The sequence below is a fragment of the Streptomyces sp. NPDC051452 genome (assembly GCF_044454765.1).
Lineage (GTDB): Bacteria > Actinomycetota > Actinomycetes > Streptomycetales > Streptomycetaceae > Streptomyces.
Genome location: NZ_JBITEB010000018.1, coordinates 149,845 through 167,865 on the forward strand (window position 1 = coordinate 149,845; position 18,021 = coordinate 167,865).

Annotated in this window: 18 protein-coding genes; 12 read left to right on the plus strand and 6 right to left on the minus strand. The window is 71.9% G+C overall.

Translation table 11 applies throughout. The annotated features are described in order from the left end of the window. The first annotated feature begins 34 nt into the window (after positions 1 to 34). The 8 genes from ACIBA9_RS32175 to ACIBA9_RS32210 all read left to right on the plus strand — a co-directional run bounded on the left by ACIBA9_RS32175 (position 35) and on the right by ACIBA9_RS32210 (position 9,708). Positions 35 to 1,102: a S1C family serine protease gene (locus ACIBA9_RS32175; protein ID WP_399368574.1), complete on the plus strand. Its 1,068-nt coding sequence runs from the start codon at positions 35 to 37 to the stop codon at positions 1,100 to 1,102. A gap of 63 nt (positions 1,103 to 1,165) precedes the next feature. Further along, positions 1,166 to 1,435 carry a hypothetical protein gene (locus ACIBA9_RS32180; protein ID WP_399368576.1) on the plus strand — a complete coding sequence of 90 codons (270 nt, stop codon included), beginning with the start codon at positions 1,166 to 1,168 and terminating at the stop codon, positions 1,433 to 1,435. 91 nt (positions 1,436 to 1,526) lie between these two features. Continuing rightward, positions 1,527 to 2,261, plus strand: coding sequence for a response regulator transcription factor (locus tag ACIBA9_RS32185; protein WP_362163257.1), 735 nt, complete (start codon positions 1,527 to 1,529; stop codon positions 2,259 to 2,261). Positions 2,262 to 2,311: 50 nt separating this feature from the next. Further along, a complete protein-coding gene (locus ACIBA9_RS32190) occupies positions 2,312 to 3,742 on the plus strand; it encodes a sensor histidine kinase (protein ID WP_399368632.1) in 1,431 nt (476 codons plus the stop codon). 167 nt (positions 3,743 to 3,909) lie between these two features. Beyond that, positions 3,910 to 4,836, plus strand: coding sequence for a mycothiol synthase (gene mshD, locus ACIBA9_RS32195; RefSeq protein ID WP_399368579.1), 927 nt, complete (start codon positions 3,910 to 3,912; stop codon positions 4,834 to 4,836). Between the two features lie 952 nt (positions 4,837 to 5,788). Further along, on the plus strand, positions 5,789 to 8,143 hold the full coding sequence (locus tag ACIBA9_RS32200) for an RNA degradosome polyphosphate kinase (RefSeq protein WP_399368581.1): 2,355 nt from the start codon (positions 5,789 to 5,791) through the stop codon (positions 8,141 to 8,143). Continuing rightward, positions 8,124 to 9,263, plus strand: a complete 1,140-nt coding sequence (locus ACIBA9_RS32205) for a CHAD domain-containing protein (RefSeq protein ID WP_399368583.1) — start codon at positions 8,124 to 8,126, stop codon at positions 9,261 to 9,263. The genes ACIBA9_RS32200 and ACIBA9_RS32205 overlap by 20 nt, the downstream gene beginning before the upstream one ends. A 19-nt stretch (positions 9,264 to 9,282) precedes the next feature. After that, positions 9,283 to 9,708 (plus strand): NUDIX hydrolase, encoded by a 426-nt coding sequence (locus ACIBA9_RS32210; RefSeq protein WP_399368585.1) that lies wholly within the window; start codon positions 9,283 to 9,285, stop codon positions 9,706 to 9,708. 21 nt (positions 9,709 to 9,729) lie between these two features. On the opposite strand, the gene ACIBA9_RS32215 is transcribed toward ACIBA9_RS32210, so the two are convergent. Further along, positions 9,730 to 9,915 (minus strand): hypothetical protein, encoded by a 186-nt coding sequence (locus ACIBA9_RS32215; RefSeq protein WP_362163269.1) that lies wholly within the window; start codon positions 9,913 to 9,915, stop codon positions 9,730 to 9,732. Between the two features lie 198 nt (positions 9,916 to 10,113). Here ACIBA9_RS32215 and ACIBA9_RS32220 point away from each other — a divergent pair, with 198 nt between their 5' ends. Next, complete coding sequence (locus tag ACIBA9_RS32220; RefSeq protein ID WP_399368587.1) at positions 10,114 to 10,989, plus strand: hypothetical protein; 876 nt, start codon at positions 10,114 to 10,116, stop codon at positions 10,987 to 10,989. Between the two features lie 81 nt (positions 10,990 to 11,070). Further along, positions 11,071 to 11,238 carry a hypothetical protein gene (locus tag ACIBA9_RS32225; protein WP_362163273.1) on the plus strand — a complete coding sequence of 56 codons (168 nt, stop codon included), beginning with the start codon at positions 11,071 to 11,073 and terminating at the stop codon, positions 11,236 to 11,238. 24 nt (positions 11,239 to 11,262) lie between these two features. Here the strand turns inward: ACIBA9_RS32225 and ACIBA9_RS32230 are convergent, their stop codons facing one another. Further along, positions 11,263 to 11,568: a metal-sensitive transcriptional regulator gene (locus ACIBA9_RS32230; RefSeq protein WP_362163275.1), complete on the minus strand. Its 306-nt coding sequence runs from the start codon at positions 11,566 to 11,568 to the stop codon at positions 11,263 to 11,265. Positions 11,569 to 11,774: 206 nt separating this feature from the next. Between ACIBA9_RS32230 and ACIBA9_RS32235 the strand changes: the two genes are divergently transcribed. Together ACIBA9_RS32235 and ACIBA9_RS32240 are read left to right on the plus strand one after the other, a co-directional pair. Further along, positions 11,775 to 12,395: a DUF47 domain-containing protein gene (locus ACIBA9_RS32235; protein WP_093476565.1), complete on the plus strand. Its 621-nt coding sequence runs from the start codon at positions 11,775 to 11,777 to the stop codon at positions 12,393 to 12,395. A 7-nt stretch (positions 12,396 to 12,402) separates the two neighbouring features. Further along, positions 12,403 to 13,401, plus strand: coding sequence for an anion permease (locus ACIBA9_RS32240; RefSeq protein WP_399368590.1), 999 nt, complete (start codon positions 12,403 to 12,405; stop codon positions 13,399 to 13,401). 187 nt (positions 13,402 to 13,588) lie between these two features. Here the strand turns inward: ACIBA9_RS32240 and pstB are convergent, their stop codons facing one another. The 4 genes from pstB to pstS all read right to left on the minus strand — a co-directional run bounded on the left by pstB (position 13,589) and on the right by pstS (position 17,752). Next, complete coding sequence (pstB, locus tag ACIBA9_RS32245; protein WP_362163279.1) at positions 13,589 to 14,365, minus strand: phosphate ABC transporter ATP-binding protein PstB; 777 nt, start codon at positions 14,363 to 14,365, stop codon at positions 13,589 to 13,591. Positions 14,366 to 14,412: 47 nt separating this feature from the next. Then, positions 14,413 to 15,474 carry a phosphate ABC transporter permease PstA gene (pstA, locus tag ACIBA9_RS32250; RefSeq protein ID WP_399368592.1) on the minus strand — a complete coding sequence of 354 codons (1,062 nt, stop codon included), beginning with the start codon at positions 15,472 to 15,474 and terminating at the stop codon, positions 14,413 to 14,415. Next, a complete protein-coding gene (gene pstC / locus ACIBA9_RS32255; RefSeq protein WP_399368594.1) occupies positions 15,471 to 16,478 on the minus strand; it encodes a phosphate ABC transporter permease subunit PstC in 1,008 nt (335 codons plus the stop codon). Before pstC ends, pstA begins: the two co-directional genes overlap by 4 nt. 140 nt (positions 16,479 to 16,618) lie before the next feature. Then, a complete protein-coding gene (gene pstS, locus ACIBA9_RS32260) occupies positions 16,619 to 17,752 on the minus strand; it encodes a phosphate ABC transporter substrate-binding protein PstS (RefSeq protein WP_399368597.1) in 1,134 nt (377 codons plus the stop codon). Positions 17,753 to 18,021: the final 269 nt, after the last annotated feature.

Sequence of the window (18,021 nt, forward strand, 5' to 3'; positions counted from 1 at the left end):
GGAAGCTCTCATGGTCGCGGGGGACTCTTCTCTCATGACCGAGAGCATCCGCCGCAGCGGCGAGTACGAGTTCGGGACCCCCCAGGGTGACGTCCCCCAGGGCACGTACACACAGCAGGGCGCCTACGCCCCGCGGTACGGCACTTCCGCTCCCGTGAACCCCGAGTGGCCGCCTCCGCCGCCGTACGAGCCCCTGCCGGAGGGCGCCGCGGCCCCCGGGCCGGAGCCGAAGCGGACCCGGGGCCCGGTCGCCCTGCTCGCGGCGGTCGCGATCGTCGCGGCGGCGGTCGGCGGCGGCACGGCGTACGCCTTCCAGGAGCTGGCCGGCAAGGGCACCATCGCCTCCACCGGCAGCACCACCAACGCGGTGCCCACCGGCAAGAAGGGTGACGTCGCCGCGATCGCCTCCGCGGTCAGCCCGAGCGTCGTCGAGGTCAACGCGACCTTGAGCAACGGTTCCTCCACCGGCTCCGGCGTGGTCGTCACGTCCGGCGGGGAGATCGTCACCAACAACCACGTCGTTGCCGGCGCCACCTCCGTCAAGGTGCGCACCAGCGACGGCAAGAGCCACACCGCCGACGTCGTCGGCACCGACAGCTCAAAGGACCTGGCGCTGATCAAGGTCCGGGGCGCCTCGGGGCTGAAGCCGGCCGACCTCGGCGACTCGGACAGCGTGCAGGTGGGCGACTCGGTGGTCGCCATCGGCTCCCCCGAGGGCCTGACCGGCACCGTCACCAGCGGCATCGTCTCCGCCCTCGACCGGGACGTCACCGTGCCCACCGAGGAGGGTCAGGGCCAGAACCAGGGCGGCGACGGACAGTGGCCGTTCCAGTTCGGCGGCCGCCAGTTCAACGGCGACACCGGCTCGTCCACCACGACCTACAAGGCGATCCAGACCGACGCGTCCTTGAACCCGGGCAACTCCGGTGGCGCGCTGATCGACGCCGCCGGTCATGTCATCGGCATCAACTCCGCCATGTACTCGTCGAGTTCGCAGGCGTCCTCGTCCTCGGACGCGGGCAGCATCGGCCTCGGCTTCGCCATCCCCGTCAACACCGTCAAGTCCGACCTCGCCAAGCTGCGGTCCGGCTCCGGCAGTTGACCCAAGCGACTCCAGCCTCTCCAGCCGTAACCCCCCACACCAACGGTCAGCAGGGAGAACGCCATGATCACCAAGATCCCGCACCAGGTCACCGGCCGCGGTCCGGCCGACACCGCCCTCGCCGTCTCCGTCGCCGCCGAACTGCACCCGCACGTCCCGGCCCCCCGCGCCCCCGAGGCCGCCACCACCCCGGCCCCCCGCGCCCCCGAGATCGCCGCCTACCCGGTTCCCGAGCTGATGGGTCTGCGCACCTCCGCCGCCCGTCCGCACCGCCGCAGGGTGCCCCTCAAGCGCCTGAACACCTTGCGCGGCCTGACCACGGCCGGGGTCTGAGCCCGGCCTGACCGCCTCGCGGCCCGGGAACGTGCGAGGCTGACGGGGAACCCGACCACCCGCCCCACCGCACCCCGAGGAAACGCGAGCGATGAGCCCCGCCGAAGGCGACCGTGAGACCCAGCGCATCCTGATCGTCGACGACGAACCGGCCGTACGCGAGGCCCTGCAGCGCAGCCTCGCCTTCGAGGGGTACGACACGGAAGTCGCCGTCGACGGCGCGGACGCCCTGGAGAAGGCCACCGACTACCGCCCGGACCTGCTCGTCCTGGACATCCAGATGCCGCGCATGGACGGCCTGACGGCGGCCCGGCGCATCCGGGGCGCGGGGGACACCACCCCCATCCTCATGCTCACCGCCCGCGACACGGTCGGCGACCGGGTGACCGGCCTGGACGCGGGAGCCGACGACTACCTCGTCAAGCCCTTCGAACTCGACGAACTCCTCGCCCGGATCCGCGCCCTGCTGCGCCGCAGCACCTACGCCGTGGCCGTGTCGGCCGAGGCCCGGCAGGACGAGGCCCTCACCTTCGCCGATCTGCGCATGGACCTCGCGACCCGCGAGGTCACGCGCGGCGGACGGCAGGTGGAACTGACCCGCACCGAGTTCACGCTCCTGGAGATGTTCATGGCACACCCGCGCCAGGTCCTCACCCGCGAGCAGATCCTCAAGGCAGTCTGGGGCTTCGACTTCGAGCCCTCGTCCAACTCCCTCGACGTCTACGTCATGTACCTGCGCCGCAAGACCGAGGCCGGCGGCGAGCCGCGCCTGGTGCACACCGTCCGGGGCGTGGGGTACGTACTGCGGCAGGGCGGCGCGGAGTGAGAAGGCTGGTGCGCCGCTACCAGGCGCTGCCCATCCGGGCCCGGCTCGCCATGCTGGTGGCGGCGGCGGTGGCGTTCGCGGTGGCGGCGGTGTCCGTCACCTGCTGGTTCATCGTGGAACGGAAGCTGAACGAGCAGGTCGCCAAGGATCTGCAGAAGACCGCCCAGCCCCAGCGCGGGGTGAACGTCGACTCCGTGCTCGCCAGCTGCCCCCAGCAGCCCAACGGGTCCATCGGCAGCGGCCTGCGCGCCCACGGCACCTACTACTACCTCCAGCTGGTGCGGCGCGACGGCAGCGCCTGTGTGTCCGCCGACTCCGCGGGCCGGGTGGAGACCACAGCGTCCGACACCGGCGTCATCGCCAGGGCCGACCGCAGCGGCGGGGTGCTGATCGACCCCGTCCTGCGCGACGGCGTCGACTCCAAGGGCAACGCCGTGCGCGTGCTCACCCAGCCGCTGACCCTCATCGTTCCGGGCGGTCAGCCCCAGCCCTACCCCGGGACGGCCCTCCAGGTCGCCATTCCGCTGAAGGCCACGCACGACACCCTCAAGGACCTGGCCCTGATCCTCCTGCTCGTCTCCGGCATCGGGGTGCTCGGGGCCGGCGCCGCGGGGCTCGCGGTGGCCCGGGCGGGCCTGCGCCCGGTCGACAAGCTCACGGAGGCCGTCGAGCACGTCGCCCGGACCGAGGACCTGGGCATCCGCATCCCGGTCCAGGACGACAGCGTGGACGAGGTGGCCCGCCTGTCCCGGTCCTTCAACTCGATGACCACCGCCCTCGCCAGCTCCCGCGACCTCCAGCAGCAGCTGATCGCGGACGCCGGCCACGAACTGCGCACCCCCCTCACCTCGCTGCGCACGAACATCGAACTGCTCAGCCGCAGCGAGGAGACGGGCCGGCCGCTGCCCCCGGCCGACCGCAAGGCCCTGCTCGCCTCGGTGAAGGCGCAGATGTCCGAACTGGCCGCCCTGATCGGCGACCTCCAGGAGCTGTCCCGCTCGGAGGGGCAGCGGGGCGAGCGGGTGCAGGTGGTGTCGTTGCAGGACACGGCCGAGGCGGCGCTGCGCCGGGCGCGGCTGCGCGGACCCGAGCTGACGATCACGGCGGACCTGGAGCCGTGGTTCGTCCGGGCGGAGCCGTCCGCGCTGGAGCGGGCGATCGTCAACATCCTCGACAACGCGGTGAAGTTCAGCCCCGAGAACGGCACGGTCGACGTCCGGCTGACCGGCGGCGTGCTGACGGTGCGAGACCACGGTCCCGGTATCCCCGAGGACGAACTCCCGCACGTCTTCGACCGGTTCTGGCGCTCCCCCAGCGCACGCGCCCTCCCCGGCTCGGGCCTCGGCCTGTCCATCGTGGCCCGCACCGTCCGGCAGGCGGGCGGCGAGGTCACCCTGGCCCGCGCGCCCGACGGCGGCACGGTGGTGACGGTACGGCTGCCGGGAGCGCCGACCCCGCCGCCGGACACGCCGGGCGACTGAGCGGAGCCCGCCCTACCGGATGATCGTGATCCGGTCGGCCTGGGGCGGGGTGAGCGGGTTCGTGGCGGTAGGTGGCCGCCGGGTCGATCGGGGGCCGTCCCTCTGCCCTTTCGGCTGCCGCCCGGCGTGCCGGGACTTCGCCGCGCCCGCCCCGTACCCTCGTACGCATGAGCAGCGACGACACCGTACGGGCCTTCCCCTCCCGCTCCATCGAGACCTATTCCGCGCTCTCCCCCGACCAGGCCGAGGCCGTACTCACCCTGCTCGCCGAGGCCGCCCGGGTCGACGGCCGGCAGCCGGTGTCCGAGCAGGGCCGGCTGCAGCTGCGCGGAGGCGCCCGCCAGGGCGTCGCGCATCTGCTGCTGACCATCGACGGCGAACTCTCCGGCTACGCGCAACTGGAGGACACCGACCCGGTGGAGGCGCCGGCCGCCGAACTGGTCGTGCACCCCGCGCAGCGCGGGCACGGGCACGGACGGGCGCTCGGCACGGCACTGCTCGCCGCCTCCGGCAAGCGGCTGCGGGTGTGGGCACACGGCGGACATCCCGCCGCCCGCCATCTGGCCCAGGTGCTCGGCCTGACCCTGTTCCGTGAACTGCGCCAGATGCGGCGGCCGTTGACCGACCTGGAGCTGCCCGAGCCGCGGCTGCCCGAGGGCGTGAGCGTGCGCGCCTTCGTGCCCGGCAAGGACGACGCGGCCTGGCTCGCGGTCAACGCCGCCGCGTTCGCCCACCACCCCGAGCAGGGCTCGCTGACCCAGCGCGACCTCGACGCCCGCAAGGCCGAGCCGTGGTTCGACCCGGCCGGGTTCTTCCTCGCCGAGCGGCGCGGCGAGCTGATCGGCTACCACTGGACCAAGGAGCACGCCGAGGAGGGGCTGGGCGAGGTGTACGTCCTCGGGGTGCGCCCCGGCGAGCAGGGCGGCGGCCTCGGCAAGGCCCTCACCACCATCGGCCTGCGCCATCTGGCCGGGCAGCACCTGCCGACCGCGATGCTCTACGTCGACGCCGACAACAAGGCGGCGGTGTCCGTGTACGAGCGGCTGGGATTCACGGCCCACGAGACGGACCTGATGTACCGCACCGAAACCTGACATCACGCGCCGACCGGCGGCCAAGGGGCGGCCGCCAGGGCGGGCCCGCCCCGCACGTCCAGACGGCCCGGCAGCGAACACGAGCGCTCCCCCTCGGCACCGTGCCCGGCGGCCCTGGACCGGGGCGATGTGGCCACGCTCCTCCCCGCCGGCCCCGGCAGGCGCAGAACACCTCCCCGGCGCGCCGACGACCGGCAACGCGCTCCCGCGCCGCGAAACCAGCCGAGCAGCGGCACCAACCGTCGCCCGGCGACACCCCCCGACGGGCCCGGACCGGGGCGATGTGGCCACGCTCCTCCCCGCCGACCCCGGCAGGCGCAGAACACCTCCCCCGACGCGCCGACCACCGGCAGCGTGCCCCACGCCGCGGAACCGGCCGAGAAGCGGCACCGCGCCCGGTCCCGTGCGTCCAGACCGCCCGGCAGCGGACACGGGCGCTTCCCCCTCGACACCGCCGCCCGCGGGCCTGGACCGGGGCAGTGTGGCCACGCTCCTCACCGCCGGGCTCGACCCGGCGATCGAGCGGCAGGCGCAGAACACCTCCCCGGCACGCCGGCCACCGGCTGCGCACTCCCGCGCCCCGGAACCGGCCGAGAAGCCGCACCGCCGCCCGGCGACACCCCCCGGCGGGCCGGAACCGGGCCGAAGTGGCCACGCTCCTCACCGCCGGACACGACCCGGCGATCGAGCCCACCGGCCCCGGCAGGCGCAGAGCACCTCCCCCGGCACGCCGGCCACCGGCCGCGCACTCCCGCGCCCCGGAACCGGCCGAGAAGCCGCACCGCGCCCCGTCCCGTGCGTCCCTTCCGGGTCGGAGGGCCGCACGGGACCGTCGGGCCGGGGGGCGGAACCCGTCGCTTTCGTGACGAAGACTCCCGGGAGCCGCCCCGCGCTATCCCGCACGTCATGTCGCCGTAACCGTTGATTCAGCCAGGCTTGCGACGCTCGGCCAATGAATCCCGCCGTGCCAGAGCCTTCGCCGCCACCCCAGGCGCCCGCGCGGAACGGAGCCGTGACGCTCCCGCCCGCACGTTCCGACGCGCCTGTGACGCCCCTGGCGCGGAAGAATGGGGTCATGAGTCAGCCAGACGCCCCGGCACCGGTCCAGCACCCCCAGCCCTCCGTGGGCTCCATCGCCGCGCACCGTCCGCACACCGTGGCCGCGGTGGTATCCGACCTGGAACCCGACCTCGACGCCGACCTCGACACGTACGAGGAGGCGGCGGGCGGCGGCCCCGCGCTGCCCCAGGGCCGGTTCCTGGACCGGGAGCGCAGCTGGCTCGCCTTCAACGAGCGGGTCCTGGAACTGGCCGAGGACCCGAACACGCCCCTGCTGGAGCGCGCGAACTTCCTGGCGATCTTCGCCAGCAACCTGGACGAGTTCTTCATGGTCCGGGTCGCCGGTCTCAAGCGCCGCATCGCCACCGGCGTCGCCACCCGCTCCGCCTCCGGCCTCCAGCCCCGCGAGGTGCTGGAGATGATCTGGGCCCGCTCCCGCGAGCTGATGGCCCGGCACGCCGCCTGCTACCACGAGGACGTCGCCCCCGCACTCGCCGAGGAGGGCATCCACCTGGTCCGCTGGAGCGAGCTGGCCGAGAAGGAACAGGCACGGCTCTTCACGCTCTTCCGGCACCAGATCTTCCCCGTCCTCACCCCGCTCGCGGTGGACCCCGCGCACCCCTTCCCGTACATCTCCGGCCTCTCCCTGAACCTGGCCGTCGTCGTACGCAACCCGGTCAGCGGCCACCGGCACTTCGCCCGCGTGAAGGTGCCGCCGCTGCTGTCCCGCTTCCTGGAGGCCGCGCCCGGCCGGTACGTCCCCCTCGAGGACGTCATCGCCGCCCACCTGGAGGAGCTGTTCCCGGGCATGGAGGTGCTGGAGCACCACGCCTTCCGGCTCACCCGCAACGAGGACCTGGAGGTCGAGGAGGACGACACCGAGAACCTGCTCCAGGCCCTGGAGAAGGAACTCATGCGGCGCCGCTTCGGGCCGCCGGTACGCCTGGAGGTCGAGGAGTCCATCGACCGCGAGGTGCTCGATTTGCTGGTGCGCGAGCTGAAGATCTCCGAGGCCGAGGTCTACCCGCTGCCCGGCCCCCTGGACCTCACCGGCCTCTTCCGCATCCACAGCCTGGACCGGCCGGAGCTGAAGTACCCCAAGTTCGTCGCCGGCACCCACCGCGACCTCGCCGAGGTCGAGTCCGCGTCCGCCCCGGACATCTTCGCCGCCCTGCGCGCCCGGGACGTCCTGCTGCACCACCCCTACGACTCCTTCTCCACCTCCGTGCAGGCCTTCCTGGAGCAGGCGGCCGGCGACCCGGACGTCCTCGCCATCAAGCAGACCCTGTACCGCACCTCCGGCGACTCCCCCATAGTCGACGCGCTCATCGACGCCGCCGAGTCCGGCAAGCAGGTCCTCGTCCTGGTCGAGATCAAGGCCCGCTTCGACGAGCACGCCAACATCAAGTGGGCGCGCAAGCTGGAGGAGGCCGGCTGCCACGTCGTCTACGGCCTGGTGGGCCTCAAGACGCACTGCAAGCTGTCGCTGGTGGTCCGCCAGGAGGGCGAGACCCTGCGCCGCTACAGCCACGTCGGCACCGGCAACTACCACCCGAAGACGGCCCGGCTCTACGAGGACCTGGGCCTGCTCACCGCCGACCCGCAGGTCGGCGCGGACCTCTCCGACCTCTTCAACCGCCTGTCCGGCTACTCCCGCCGGGAGACCTACCGCCGCCTGCTGGTCGCCCCCAAGTCCCTGCGGGACGGCCTGATCGCGCGGATCGACAAGGAGACCCAGCACCACCGTGCGGGCCGGCACGCCTTCGTCCGCATCAAGGTCAACTCGATGGTCGACGAGGCGGTCATCGACGCGCTCTACCGCGCCTCCCAGGCGGGCGTGCCGGTCGACATCTGGGTGCGGGGCATCTGCGCCGTCCGCCCGGGCGTCGCGGGCCTTTCGGAGAACATCCGGGTCCGCTCGATACTCGGCCGCTTCCTGGAGCACTCCCGGGTCTTCGCCTTCGGCAACGGCGGCGAACCGGAGGTGTGGTTCGGCAGCGCCGACATGATGCACCGCAACCTCGACCGCCGGATAGAGGCCCTGGTCCGGGTGGTCGACCCCGGCCACCGCGCGGCCCTCATCCGGCTGCTGGACACCGGCATGTCCGACGGCACCGCCTCCTGGCACCTCGGCCCGGACGGCGAGTGGACCCGGCACGCGACCGACGCGGACGGCCAACCCCTGCGCAACATCCAGGAGATGCTCATAGACGCCCGGAGGCGCCGGCGTGGCACAGCGACACCTTGACCCGACGGACCGCCCCACGGCCGAGGTGGTGACCGCGCAGGCCCTGGAGGGCTATCTGCGCGCCCAGGCCACGGAGTTCCTCCGCGCCCTGCGTCTGCACCGGGTGACCGGCGGCAGCTCCGCGGGCGGTGCGGACGGGGCCGTGGACGCGGCCCGCGCCCTGCGCCGCTCGGCCCGCCGCATCAGCGGCAGCCTGCACACCTTCCGGCCGCTGCTCGACCCCGGCTGGGCCGAGGAGATGCGCCCCGAACTCGCCTGGCTGTCGGGCACGTTGGGCCTCGAACACGCCTATGAGTCCCGGCTGGAGAGGCTGTTGCTCGCCCTGCACCGGCTGTCGGGAGCCGCGGTGTTCCCGGCACAGGCCGTGACCGCCGCGGCCGTCGCCGCGGCCGACCCGGGCGCGGCCGGCCGGGCCGGCGGGGCGGCGCCCATCCCGCCACGGGCGGCCTCGGACCACGGCGGGGGCCCGCCCGTCCCGGCGCCGGCCCCCGAACGCGGCAACCTGACGGTCGGCGCGGCCAAGGCGGGCGCGCTGCTCGAACGCCAGCTGACCCTGGCCCGCACCCGCGCGCACTCCACCGCCCTGCAGGCCCTCGGCTCCGCCCGCTTCCACGCCGTCGCCGACAAGGTCGCCGTACTGGCCAGCGAGGTCCCCCTCACCCCCGCCGCCGCCACCACCGACCCGAGCCCCCTGGCGGCGGCGGCGCGCGAACGCCTCACGGACGCCGTCGCCGCCCTGCCCCTGGTCACCGCCGGTCACCCCTACAACGCCGAGGCCCTGGTGCACGGCCTGTCCCCGGGCCCGTCCCCGCACCCCCAGGACGGCCCCTGGCACCAGGTCCGGCTGCTGCTGCGCCTGCACCGGTACGCCCGGGAGGCGCTGCACGCGGACGGCGCGCCCTTGGACGTGCGGCTGGTGGCGGCGGCCCAGGCCCTGGACCGGCACCGGGACGCCGCGGAGGCCGCCGGGGCCGCCGCGCAGGCGGCCCGCACCCCGCGCATCGCGCCGGCGACGGCGTACGCGCTCGGTGTGCTCCACGCCGACCAGCGCCACGAGGTGGAGGCGGCCAGGTTCGCCTTCCAGCGGGCGTGGCAGAAGCAGACCGTCGACATGCCCTGATCACCCCTGAGGAGGCGGTGTGGACGAGACCCCGGTCCAGGCGGCGGGCTGTGTGCTCTGGCGCCGCTCGCCGGTCGCCGGCGGCCTGGAGATCTGCCTGGTCCACCGGCCGAAGTACGACGACTGGTCCCACCCCAAGGGCAAGCTCAAGCCGGGTGAGGAACCGCTCGCCGGCGCCCTGCGCGAGGTCGCCGAGGAGACGGGGTGCGCGGCCGAGCCCGACGGCGAGCTGCCGACCCTGCGCTACCCGGTGAACGGCCGGCCCAAGGAGGTGCGCTACTGGGCGGCGGAGGCGGTTTCCGGCCACTTCACACCGAACGACGAGGTCGACCGGGTGCTGTGGCTCTCCCCCGCCGCCGCCCGCGACCGACTGACCCAGCCCCGTGACCGGGAGCTGGTGGACGCCTTCCTGCGGATGTCCGCGCCCCTGCGCCGACCGGGCTGAGACCGGCCGCCCGGCGGCCCGTCACCCGGCCGCCGTGTGCCCTTCCGCATCCGTGCGGGCCTGGCTGCGGGCCCTGCGGGCGGGGCCACGCCAGCCACAGCTGCATCTGGCCACGCAGAAACGGCCCTGCTCGGCGGTGGTCGTGAGGTGTTCGTGCCCGGGCCGAGCGGGTTCCGGCCCTTCCTGCTGCGCCGCGGTGACTGCCACGCCCACAACGCTACCCAGCGAGCGCCCGAGCGGTGCACGCTCCCCACCGCCTCCTCGTCGCCGCCCCGCCGTCTCCCCTCCGTCGCCCCGCACGGGCCGGCCGAGGCTGACGGCGGCGCGTGACGACGCCCCCTACCCGTCGTTAACCGGACGACGGGGGACCCGTGACGGACGTACCGGCTTGGGGGTAGGCAGGCGATGGATCGGTGGCAGCACCGGCGCGCGGGCAGGACGGTCCTCGCGGTCGGCATCATGCTCGGGCTCGGCACGGGCGCCTCGGGCTGTTCCGGCGGCCGGGCCGCGGCCGACGACGTCAAGGGCACGGGTGACCCGGTCGCCGTGCTGCACCGGGCCGCCGACACCCTGCGCGGCGCGGGCAGCTCCAAGGCCGGCACCTCGATGGAGATGGCCACGGGCGGCACCCGGGTCACCATCCGGGGCAGAGGCGTCTACGACTACCGGCACCGGCTCGGCCGGCTCACCGTCGTCCTGCCCGAGGACCCCACGGGCGCCGCCGAACACCGGCCCATCACCGAACTGCTCGCGCCGGGCGCCCTGTTCATGAAGAACCGGGGCGCGGGCGTGCCCGCCGACAAGTGGGTCCGGGTGGAGACCGCGTCGCTGTCCGACGGCAACCTCGTCACCGGCGGCGCGACCGACCCGTACGCCGCGGCCGAGGTGCTGCGCGGGACCCGTACGGCGGTCTACGTCGGCACCGACACGCTCGGCGGCACCCGGGTGCGGCACTACCGGGGGACGGCGGACCTGAGCCGCGCCGCGCGGTCCGCCTCCGCCGAGGACCGGGCGTCCCTCACCGCGGCGGCGAAAGGGTTCGCCACGGCCGAGGTGCCGTTCGACGCCTACCTGGACGACCAGGGCCGCGTCCGCAAGCTGCGACAGCGCTTCAGCTTCGTCAACGGCCGCCAGAAGACGGCCGTGGCGGTCGCCTCGACCACCCTGCTGTACGCCTTCGGCACCCCCGTCGACGTACGGCTGCCGCGCGCGGCGGACATCTACGCGGGCCGGATCGCCGAGAACGAGCCACCGGGCACTAGTCCTGTGCGCCACCCGTGAACTAGCCCGTCCGTGCCATGCGCGTTGCGTGGGGCCCTGCCTACCCTAGGAAGTCGTGACGGCGCGGAAGAGGTGAGGCAGGTGGCCCCGGTCGGCGGTACGGCGGTTCAGGACCACGTGGCCCTCGCCGAGATCGAGCTGTGCGGCGAGCTGATCATCGCGGCCTCGGCCGCCGAGGACCGGCTCAGCCTGGAGAGCATCGACGAGGTGCTGCGGGTGGCCGAGGAACGCGCGTCGGCCCGGGTCTGAGACCCGTCCCGCCGGGCGCGTGGCTCAGGTGCGCAGCAGACGGCCGATCGCCTTCGTCGCCTCGTCCACCTTCGCGTCGATCTCGTCACCGCCCTGGAGCGCGGCGTCCGCGACACAGTGCCGCAGGTGCTCCTCCAGCAGTTGCAGCGCGAAGGACTGCAGGGCCTTGGTGGAGGCGGAGACCTGCGTGAGTATGTCGATGCAGTACGTGTCCTCCTCGACCATCCGCTGCAGGCCGCGGATCTGGCCCTCGATCCGGCGCAGCCGCTTGAGGTGCTCGTCCTTCTGCTTGTGGTAGCCGTGCGTGGCGCCGGCCTCGGTCGTCGTCATCGCGGGCCTCCATCTCGGGACGCGCTGGAGATACATACCCCAGGTGGGTATATGGTAACGAATTTTGCGGGGTAGGGGGCCCTCGGGGCGCCCCCGTGATGATCACTCTGCCCGATGGGCGACACTGGGGGACGGCCCGATAGCCGTGGCCGGATGATGCGCCTAGCATCAGCCTGACCGAAACCGAAGCACCCCGAGGACCCCACGTGCGCTTTCGTCTGACCCCCAGGGAGACGAGCTTCTACGACATGTTCGCCGCCTCCGCGGACAACATCGTCACCGGCTCGAAACTCCTCATGGAACTGCTCGGGGCGGACTCCTCCGCCCGGGCCGAGATCGCAGAGCGTATGCGGGCCGCGGAACACGCCGGTGACGACGCCACTCACGCGATCTTCCACCAGCTGAACTCCTCGTTCATCACGCCGTTCGACCGGGAGGACATCTACACCCTCGCCGGATCCCTCGACGACATCATGGACTTCATGGAGGAGGCCGTCGACCTCGTCGTCCTCTACAACGTGGAGGAACTGCCGAAGGGCGTCGAGCAGCAGATCGAGGTACTGGCCCGGGCCGCCGAGCTGACCGCCGAGGCCATGCCGAACCTGCGCACGATGGACAACCTCACCGAGTACTGGATCGAGGTCAACCGGCTGGAGAACCAGGCCGACCAGATCCACCGCAAGCTGCTCGCCCAGCTCTTCAACGGCAAGTACGACGCGATCGAGGTGCTGAAGCTCAAGCAGATCGTGGACGTCCTGGAAGAGGCGGCGGACGCGTTCGAGCACGTGGCGAACACGGTGGAGACCATCGCCGTCAAGGAGTCCTGAGGCGTCGATGGACACCTTCGCCCTGATCGTGACCGTCGCGGTCGCGCTCTTCTTCACGTACACGAACGGTTTTCACGACTCCGCGAACGCGATCGCCACCTCGGTGTCGACGCGGGCGCTGACCCCTCGGGCGGCCCTCGCCATGGCGGCCGTGATGAACCTCGCCGGCGCCTTCCTCGGCTCCGGGGTCGCCAAGACGGTCAGCGAGGGGCTGATCGAGACGCCCCACGGCTCGACGGGGATGGCCATCCTCTTCGCCGCACTGCTGGGCGCGATCGTCTGGAACCTCGCCACCTGGTACTACGGCCTTCCGTCCTCGTCCTCCCACGCGCTGTTCGGCGGCATGGTGGGCGCGGCGCTGGCGGGCGGCACGGACGTGCTGTGGAACGGCGTCCTCGACAAGATCGTCATCCCGATGTTCGTGTCGCCGTTCGTCGGTGTGATCGTCGGCTACCTCGTCATGACGGCGATCATGTGGCTGTTCCGGCGGTCCAACCCGCACAAGGCCAAGCGGGGGTTCCGGATCGCGCAGACCGTCTCGGCGGCCGCGATGGCGCTCGGGCACGGTCTGCAGGACGCCCAGAAGACCATGGGTGTCGTGGTGCTGGCCCTGGTCATCTCCGGCCACGAGACGTTCGGCGACCCGATCCCGGTGTGGGTGAAGATCGTCTGCGCGGTGATGCTGTCCCTGGGGACGTACGCCGGTGGCTGGCGGATCATGCGCACACTGGGCCGCAAGATCATCGAGCTGGACCCGCCCCAGGGGTTCGCGGCGGAGGCCACGGGCGCGTCGATCATGTTCACGACCGCGTTCATCTTCAAGGCGCCGATCTCCACGACCCATGTCATCACCTCGGCGATCATGGGTGTGGGCGCGACGAAGCGAGTGAAGGCCGTCCGCTGGGGCGTGGCCAAGAACATCGTCCTCGGCTGGTTCATCACGATGCCCGCGGCGGCCCTGGTCGCCGCCCTGGCCTTCGGAATCATCAAACTGACGGTCCTGTAACCGCCGCCTTCCCCGGTCCGCCCACCCGCCCCGTCCCAGGGGAGGGTGGGCGGACCGGGACGGAGCGCGCGTGGGCCCGCCCCCGGATGACCGGGGGCGGGCCCTTTGCGTCCTCACGGTGGCACCGCCATGCAGCACCGCGAGGGGTCCGGTCGGCCGCCCGTCCAGGCCGGGGCGGCCGCGTCCGTCAGCCGAAGCGTCCGGAGATGTAGTCCTCGGTGGCCTGGACGGACGGGTTGGAGAAGATCCGCTCGGTGTCGTCGATCTCGATCAGGCGCCCGGGCTGGCCCACCGCCGCCAGGTTGAAGAACGCCGTACGGTCCGAGACCCGCGCCGCCTGCTGCATGTTGTGCGTCACGATGACGATCGTGAAGCGCTCCTTCAGCTCACCGATCAGGTCCTCGATGGCCAGGGTGGAGATCGGGTCCAGGGCGGAGCAGGGCTCGTCCATCAGCAGCACGTTCGGCTCGACGGCGATCGCGCGGGCGATGCACAGCCGCTGCTGCTGACCACCGGAGAGCCCGGAGCCCGGCTTGTTCAGACGGTCCTTGACCTCGTTCCAGAGGTTCGCGCCCCTGAGCGACTTCTCGACGATGTCGGAGAGCTCGCTCTTGCGGTAGTTGCCGTTCAGACGCAGCCCCGCCGCCACGTTGTCGAAGATCGACATCGTCGGGAAGGGGTTCGGCCGCTGGAACACCATGCCGACCTCGCGCCGCACCGACACCGGGTCGATGCCGGCGCCGTACAGGTCCTCGTCGTCGAGCAGCACCTTGCCCTCGACCCGGCCACCGGCGGTGACCTCGTGCATACGGTTCAGCGTGCGCAGGAACGTCGACTTGCCGCAGCCGGACGGCCCGATGAACGCCGTCACCGAGCGCGGCTCGACCGTCATCGAGATGTCCTCGATCGCCTTGTGGGAGCCGTAGTAAGCGGTCAGTCCGCTGACGTCGATTCGCTTGGCCATGTCTACTTCACTTCCGATACGTCTTGATCAGTCGCCGTATGGCCGCGTCAGCGACCGGTCTTCGGGGCCTTCCAGCGGGCGATCCCGCGGGCCACCATGTTGAGGATCATCACGAAGGCGATCAGCGTCAGCGACGCCGCCCACGCGCGGTCGTACGCCGCGTTGGCACCCGCGCTCTGCGAGTACTGCTGGTAGATGTACAGCGGCAGCGACGCCTGCGCACCCTCGAAGGGGTTGTTGTTGATGAACGGGTTGCCGAAGACCAGCAGCAGGACCGGCGCGGTCTCTCCCGCGATCCGGGCGATGGCCAGCATGACACCGGTGGTGATGCCGCCGATGGAGGTCGGCAGGACCACCTTCAGGATGGTCCGCCACTTGGGCACACCGAGGGCCAGCGAGGCCTCGCGCAGCTCGTTCGGTACGAGCTTGAGCATCTCCTCGGTGGAGCGGACCACGACGGGCACCATCAGGATGGCCAGGGCCAGCGAACCGGCGAAGCCGAAGGGCTGCATGTCGAAGATCAGCATCAGGCTCAGGATGAACAGACCCGCGACGATCGACGGGATACCGGTCATCACGTCCACGAAGAAGGTGACCGCCCGGGCGAGGTTGCCGCGCCCGTACTCGACCAGGTAGATCGCGGTGAGGATGCCGATCGGCGCACCGAGCACGGTGGCCAGGCCGACCTGCTCCAGGCTGCCGATGATGGCGGCGTAGATGCCGCCGCCCGGCTCGGAGTCGGCGACGACTCCCATGGAGTGGGTCAGGAAGTAGACGTCCAGGACCTTCACACCGCGCGCGACGGTCACCCAGATCAGGGAGACCAGCGGGATGACGGCGACCACGAAGGCGACCCAGACGAACGAGGTGGCGACGCGGTCCTTGGCCTGCCGGCGGCCCTCCACGCGGGCGGCGATGCCGTAGGTGCCGAGGACGAAGAGGAGCGCGGCGATCAGGCCCCACTGGACCTTGCTGTCCAGCCCGCCGAGCAGCCCGATGGCGACCGCGAGCACGATCGAGCCGGCCGCGATGGCCCACGGGGACCAGGTCGGCAGGCTGGCGCCGCGCAGCGTGCTGCGGCGCTTGTCGGTGACGGCTGCGGTGCTCATGCGTTGGCCCCCGAGTACTCCTTGCGGCGGGCGATGATCGCACGGGCCGCGCCGTTGACCAGCAGGGTGATGACGAAGAGCACCAGACCGGAGGCGATGAGCGCGTCCCGGCCCTGCTCGGTGGCCTCACCGAACTTGCTGGCGATGTTCTGGGCGAAGGTGCCGCCGCCCGGGTTGAGCAGACTGGCCTGGATGTCGAAGGTCGGGGAGAGCACGGTGGCGACGGCCATCGTCTCGCCGAGGGCGCGGCCGAGGCCGAGCATCGAGGCGGAGATGACGCCGGAGCGGCCGAAGGGCAGGACCGACATGCGGACGACCTCCCAGCGCGTGGCGCCGAGGGCCAGCGCGGCCTCCTCGTGCATCTGCGGGACCTGGCGGAAGACCTCGCGGCTCACGTTGGTGATGATCGGCAGGATCATGATCGCGAGCAGGATGCCGACGGTGAGCATGGCGCGGGGCGCGCCGCCGTCCCAGGAGAAGATGCCGGTCCAGCCGAGGTAGTGGTCCAGCCAGCCGTAGAGGCCCTGCATGTGCGGGACCAGGACGAGGGCACCCCACAGGCCGTACACGATGGACGGCACGGCGGCGAGCAGGTCGATCACGTACGCGACGGGGCCGGCCAGCCTGCGCGGCGCGTAGTGCGTGATGAAGAGCGCGATGGCGACCGCGACCGGGACGGCGAGGACCATGGCGATGATCGAGGAGACGACCGTGCCGAAGGCCAGCACCGCGATGCCGAAGACCGGCTCGTTGAGGTTGGTGTTCCACTCGAAGGTGGTCAGGAAGTTGCCGTGGTCCTTGCTGATCGCCAGCGAGGCGCGGTAGGTGAGGAAGACCGCGATCGCGGCCATGATCACCAGCAGCAGGATGCCCGAGCCGCGGGTCAGGCCGAGGAAGATGCGGTCACCGGGGCGGGTCGCACCGCGGGCGTTGCGCTTCCGGGCGGCCGGGGACGGTTCGGGCGTCGGGGGAGGTGCGTCGTTCGTCTTGGTCGATATGTCCATCGGGGTTCTCCGGTCTGCGGAGCCGCGGGTGGGCGGCTCGGTGGAGCCGTGGTCCCTCACGGGGGCGCGGCTCCGGGCGGCGGTGCACCGGACGGTGCGGCCCGGGCCCCGAAGGGACCGGACCGCACTCTCGGATCAGGTCAGCTCAGGCCGTCGATGGTGGTGCGGACCTTGGCGATGATCTCGTCGGGGATGGGCGCGTAGTTGATGCCCGAGAGGGTCTTCTGGCCGTCCTCGCCGGCGATGTAGCGCAGGAAGGCCTTGGTGGCGGGCAGGGTGTTCGCCTTGTTGCCCTTGTCGCAGACGATCTCGTACGTGACCAGGGTGAGCGGGTAGGCGCCCTCGGCCTTGGTCTTGTAGTCGAGCTTCAGCGCGAGGTCCTTGCCGGTGCCGACGACCTTGGCGGCCGCGATGTCGGCGGTGGCGCTCTCGGTGCTGGGCGCGACCGGCTTGCTGGCACCGGTGTCGATGGAGACGGCCTTCAGACCGTCCGAGACGTAGGACAGCTCGAAGTAACCGATGGCGCCGGCGGTCTGCTTGACCTGCTGGGCCACACCCGCGGACTGCGGAGCGGACTGGCCGCCCTTGGCCTGCCAGGCCTTGCCGCCGGAGTACTTCCAGTTGTCCGGGGTGGTGGCGATCAGGTACTTGGTGAAGTTGTCCGTGGTGCCCGACTCGTCCGAGCGGTGGAACGCCTGGATCTTGAGGTTGGGCAGCTTCGCCGACGGGTTCAGCTTCTTGATCGCCGCGTCGTTCCAGTTTGTGATCTTGCTGTCGAAGATCTTGGCGAGGGTCGGCGCGTCCAGGACCAGGCTGTCGACACCCGGGACGTTGTAGCCGACCGCGATCGGGCCGCCGACCATCGGCAGGTCGATGCCCTGGCCGCCGGAGCAGACCTTCTTGGAGGCGGCGACCTCTTCGGGCTTCAGCGCGGAGTCGGAACCGGCGAAGGCGACCTGGCCCTGCGTGAACGCGGTGACACCGGCGCCGGAGCCGCCGCCCTTGTAGTTGATCTGCACGCCGCAGGCCTGGGAGAACTGCTTGACCCAGGCGTCGATCGCGTTCTTCTGCGCGGAGGAGCCGTCTGCGAGGAGCTGACCCTTGGCGTTGTCGCACTTGATCGAGCCGGCGTTGGTGGACGCGGACGAGTTGCCCGACGCCTTACCGCCGCCGCCGTTGTCGTCGGAGCCGCACGCCGTCAGGGCCAGGGCGCCGGAGACGGCGATCGCACCGAGGGTGACGGCGCGCAGCCGGTTCTTGCGCTGAAGCTTCACTTTCGGGAGTTCCTTCCAGGAGCCGCCGCTGTCGGCGGCGTGCGAGGTCGTGAGGTACGTGAGCGCATGTATGGCCGCACTCCGCACCGTGCACGGCCGAAATTAGGCAGAACAGGTGAAGCCGCCAATGGCCGGAAGTGAACGTGGGGTGAACCCCTGCCGTCGGCCCGGTGAGGTCACGGAATGCTTACGGGGAGAACACGTGGAGGTACCGACCGCCGGGTTGCCGCGGCGCCTACGCGATGTTCCTCCCTCGTTCGGGGGAACCC